Raw genomic sequence first — 3,908 nt, forward strand, 5'->3', positions numbered from 1 at the left:
CCACGGGGGCGGGAGCATAACCCAGGGGGACGGGGGCTGCCCGGCCCTCCAGTTCACCCCGCGTAACTCGGAGTCCATTTCAAGCAGGGATAGTCGTCGACTTATACTGGGCCCCCATGGAGCCTACCCCCAAGGTCATCCGTCACTTCCATCCGGTGCTCTCCGCCCGCGCGCTGGGCACCAGGCCGGTCCGCGTGGAGGTGGCGGGCCGCGCCTACGCGCTCTTCCGGGATGGCACGGGGCAGCCCGCGGCGCTCGCGGATGCCTGCCCCCATCGCTTCGCGCCGCTGTCCAAGGGGACGGTGCGCGCGGACGGCCGGCTCCAGTGTCCGTACCACGGCTGGCGCTTCGACGCGGAGGGGCGCGGCAGCAATCCCAGCCAGCCGGAGCTGCGCCACTGTGACGCGCGGAGCTTCCAGGTGGTGGAGCGCTACGGCTATCTCTGGCTGGCCGAGCGGGACACGCCGCTTTCGGCCATGCCCGACATGGGCGATGAGGGCTACGTCTTCGGCGGCGCGTTCTCCACGCACTTCGCGGCGCCGCTGCACGTGTCGCTCGACAACTTCAGCGAGGACGAGCACACGCCCTACGTCCACACCCGGCTGGGCTGGGACGACCCGAACGCGGGCCGGGTGGAGTTCGAGGCACGCAACCTGGAGGACCGCACGGAGGTGCACTACCGCGCCCCGCAGCGGCCCGCGCCCATCATGACGGTGCTGGGCGTGCGCGACGGTGACTTCTTCCAGAACGACTGGGTGACGCGCTTCGACCCGGTGCGCAGCCAGTACACCATCCGCTGGGTGGCGCCGGACGGCTCGCCGCGTCCCTTCATCACCCGGGCGAACATCTTCTTCGTGCCGGAGACGGCGCGCACCACGCGCCTGCACGTCTTCTCATTCCTGCGCACCGAACAGCCGCTGCTGCGTCCGCTGCTCCCCGTGGCGGCGCGGGCGGCCATGGCGCTCACCTGGTGGGAGGTGCGCGACGACGCGCGCTTCATCACCACCGTGGCGGACACGCCATACAGTCACAAGGGCATGCGGTTGGACCGTTTCGACGCGCCGCTGGTGCACCAGCGGCGGCTCCTGGAGCGCATCTACTACGGCGCCGGTCCGAAGATGACGGGGGCCGTGGTGCCGCTCACCCGCGAGGCCCCGGGCGGCTGAAGGCCCCAGGGCGCGCTCGCGCTCAGTGCAGTGAAGGAGAGGGCTCTTCGTACGCCGGAGTGGCCACACCGGTGCGCGCCTCGTAGGCGTTGCAGCCGCTTTCTCCGGACACCTCCAATTCGAACTCGGCCAGCTCCGGCTGCATGCAGCGGTGCGTCTCGCTGGCGCTCTGGGGTGTCTGGTTGGCGAAGTAACGGCAGCCCTTGCAGTTGCCCCACTGTCCTTCCGCCATGACGTCCTCCTCGGGAAAGGGTGTGATGCCTCTCTCCACGAGGGTGGGGCTGGCGAAGGCCGCTCACAACCGGCGCTCGCCGCCCACCTTCCACGGCGGGCAACCCGGCGCCTGGGAATGGCGGGCGCCGGGAGGCCGCGCGGAATTACGGCTGCCGGGGGGCGTCCGCTGGCCCTTCCTGGGTGGGCTGCGTCTGCTCCGGCAGCGGCTGGAGGAACGGCGCCTCCGAGGTCTCCACCTTCAGGTCCGTCGTCAGGGGACGGGCGCCGAACACGCCCACCGCGCGCAGCAGGCGCAGGCCGGCGAGCGAGGCCTGCAGCCGCTCACCCACCAGGCCAATCTCTGCTTGTGTCAGCGCGGTGTTCGCGTCCGCGACCTCCAGGTACGTGGCCACGCCTTCCTTGAAGGAGACCTCGGTGAGGCGATGGGACTCGCGCGCCAGCTCCACGGCCTGCGAGGCCTTGAGGCGGTTGGCCAGGGCGCTCTCCAGGTCGAGCTGCGCGGTATTCACTTCCTGGCGCGCGGTGAGTTCCGCCTTGCGCTGCAGCGCCCGGTTCTCCGCGATGACGGCCGAGGCCTCCTGCAGGTTGGCCTCACGCAGGCCGCCGTCCCACAACGTCCAACTGGCGCCCAGGGTGATGAACCAGAAGCGGTTGGAGCCGACGAAGCCCGCCGCGTTGCTGATGTTGTAGGTGCCGGAGACCTGCACGTTGGGCAGGTAGCTGAACCACACGCCGCGCTTGTTGATTTGCGCCAGCTCCACGGACTCACGCGCCGCGGCGACGTCCGCGCGCTGCTCGAGCGAGCGCTCGACGAGCACGTCGGTGTCCGTCTTCTCCGGCACCTGGGGCTCCGGCGGCGGCGCCACGTCGAAGTTCGGGTTGTCCAGCGCCAGCAGGGTGGCCAGCACCAGCTTGGCGGACGCCTCCGCGTTGCGCGCGCGGATCAGGTCCTGCTCCGCGCGGGTCAGGTCCTGCTCGGCGCGCAGCAGCGCCACGCGCGTCACCGTACCCGCCTCGAAGCGGACCTGCGTGTCCTTGGCGCGCGCGCTGTTGAGCTCCACCAGCCGCTCCTGCACCGCCACGGCCTGTGCCTGCGCCACGGTGCCGTAGTACGCCTGCGCCACGCCGAAGAAGATTTCGCGCCGCGCCTGCTCCACGTTGAGCTCCGCCACGCGCTCCGCCTTGTAGGCGGCCTGGATGCCGGCCCACAGCTGCGGGGCGATGATGGCCTGCCGCACCTGGCCCTGGGCCTGCATCTGCACCCGCGGCTGGATGACGATTTCCACGGGCGCGAGCGGACCCGCCGGAATCACCGCTTCGATGGAGTTGCGGATGACGGCGCCGTTGACGGTGACGTTGGGGAGGTAGCCGGCCCAAGCCTTGCGCGACGCGGTATCCGCCTGAGCGAGGCGGGCCTGCGCGGCCTTGAGGTCCAGGTTCTCCTTGCGGGCGCGGTTGAGCGCGTCCTCCAGGGTCAGCGTAGGCGGCGGTGCCGCGGCCAGGGTGGCCGCCAGGGACAGCGCCAGGAATGAACTCATGACCGCCTCTACCTCCTCAAGGGCCCGCGCCGGCGCGGGCCACTGCGTCCAGGATGGACTTGCTACGGGTTCGAGCCTCGGGTCGGCAGCCATAGTCCATGACGTCCGAATTTGGAAGCTCCGGAATGTAGTAGCTCTCAATAGTTGATGAAGTCAATTGTTTAGGTGGCTCAGGTGAATTAACATGGGAGGCATGAACGGGAGCGGCGAGCAGTTGGAGCGGAAGACGAAGCCGGGGAGTGGGCACGGGCAGGCCGGACCCGCGGGTGACTTGCCACGCCAGGCGTGGACACTCCTCTTCGAGCTGATGCACACGCACATGCGCAACTTCCCCGCACTGGCGGCGGAGTTCGACCTGTCGCCGGTGCAGGCGCACGTGTTGCGGCAGCTGGGGGAAGGGCCGCTGGCCATGAGCACGCTGGCCGCCTACCTGTCGTGCGACGCGTCCAACGTCACGGGCCTGGTGGACCGGATGGAGGCGCGCGGACTGGTGGTGCGCCGCAGTTCCGAGCAGGACCGGCGGGTGAAGATGCTGGTCCTGACGGAGGACGGCGCCGCGCTGCGTGAGCGGCTGCTGGAGCGCATCTTCGAGCCGCCGGACGCCATCTGCGGCCTGCCGGAAGAGGACCTGTGCGCGCTGCGCGACATCATGCGCCGCGCGCTGGGCGCGCAGTAGGCGCCCCGCGTCAGTCCAGCAGGAAGGTGTACGAGTACTTCATCTCCGTGGAGACAGGCTCGCCGCCCTTGATGGCGGGCTTGAAGCGGAAGCGGCGGATGGCATCCCTCGCCGCCTCGTTGAGGCCGTAGCCGGGCCCCTTGAGAATCTTCACCGCCACCACCTTGCCCTCGTGGTCGATGGTGATGGAGAGCGTGACGGTGCCCTCCACGCCCGCGCGGCGCGCTTCCTCCGGATAGGGAATCTTCACCTCGGAGGCCACCGTGGGCTCGGAGTCCACCTGGTAGATGGGCG

The 3,908-nt window shown here is 69.9% G+C and carries 5 protein-coding genes; 2 read left to right on the forward strand and 3 right to left on the reverse strand.

Annotation, left to right across the window (positions count from 1 at the left end):
* Nucleotides 1–116 precede the first annotated feature (116 nt).
* On the forward strand, nucleotides 117–1,166 hold the full coding sequence (locus F8M74_RS36950) for a Rieske 2Fe-2S domain-containing protein (RefSeq protein ID WP_141259096.1): 1,050 nt from the start codon (nucleotides 117–119) through the stop codon (nucleotides 1,164–1,166).
* 22 nt (nucleotides 1,167–1,188) lie between these two features.
* Here F8M74_RS36950 and F8M74_RS36955 read toward each other — a convergent pair whose 3' ends face one another.
* Together F8M74_RS36955 and F8M74_RS36960 are read right to left on the reverse strand one after the other, a co-directional pair.
* The gene (locus F8M74_RS36955) at nucleotides 1,189–1,398 is read right to left on the reverse strand and encodes a hypothetical protein (protein WP_216620816.1); all 210 of its coding nucleotides are present in this window, start codon (nucleotides 1,396–1,398) and stop codon (nucleotides 1,189–1,191) included.
* Nucleotides 1,399–1,543: 145 nt separating this feature from the next.
* Entirely contained in the window at nucleotides 1,544–2,938 is a 1,395-nt protein-coding gene (locus F8M74_RS36960) for a TolC family protein (protein WP_141259098.1), read from the reverse strand.
* A gap of 184 nt (nucleotides 2,939–3,122) precedes the next feature.
* Between F8M74_RS36960 and F8M74_RS36965 the strand changes: the two genes are divergently transcribed.
* Entirely contained in the window at nucleotides 3,123–3,614 is a 492-nt protein-coding gene (locus F8M74_RS36965) for a MarR family winged helix-turn-helix transcriptional regulator (RefSeq protein ID WP_141259099.1), read from the forward strand.
* A gap of 10 nt (nucleotides 3,615–3,624) precedes the next feature.
* Here F8M74_RS36965 and F8M74_RS36970 read toward each other — a convergent pair.
* On the reverse strand, nucleotides 3,625–3,908 hold a 284-nt coding region (locus F8M74_RS36970; protein WP_141259100.1), incomplete at its 5' end, for an energy transducer TonB.

It is taken from the genome of Myxococcus sp. CA023, assembly GCF_010998615.1.
Taxonomy (GTDB): domain Bacteria; phylum Myxococcota; class Myxococcia; order Myxococcales; family Myxococcaceae; genus Myxococcus.

What these genes read in the sequence shown, in the direction of transcription:
- F8M74_RS36960 (WP_141259098.1), bottom strand. Translation starts at nt 2,938, where the DNA reads ATGAGTTCATTCCTGGCGCTGTCCCTGGCGGCCACCCTGGCCGCGGCA.
- F8M74_RS36965 (WP_141259099.1), top strand. Translation starts at nt 3,123, where the DNA reads ATGGGAGGCATGAACGGGAGCGGCGAGCAGTTGGAGCGGAAGACGAAG.
- F8M74_RS36955 (WP_216620816.1), bottom strand. Translation starts at nt 1,398, where the DNA reads ATGGCGGAAGGACAGTGGGGCAACTGCAAGGGCTGCCGTTACTTCGCC.
- F8M74_RS36950 (WP_141259096.1), top strand. Translation starts at nt 117, where the DNA reads ATGGAGCCTACCCCCAAGGTCATCCGTCACTTCCATCCGGTGCTCTCC.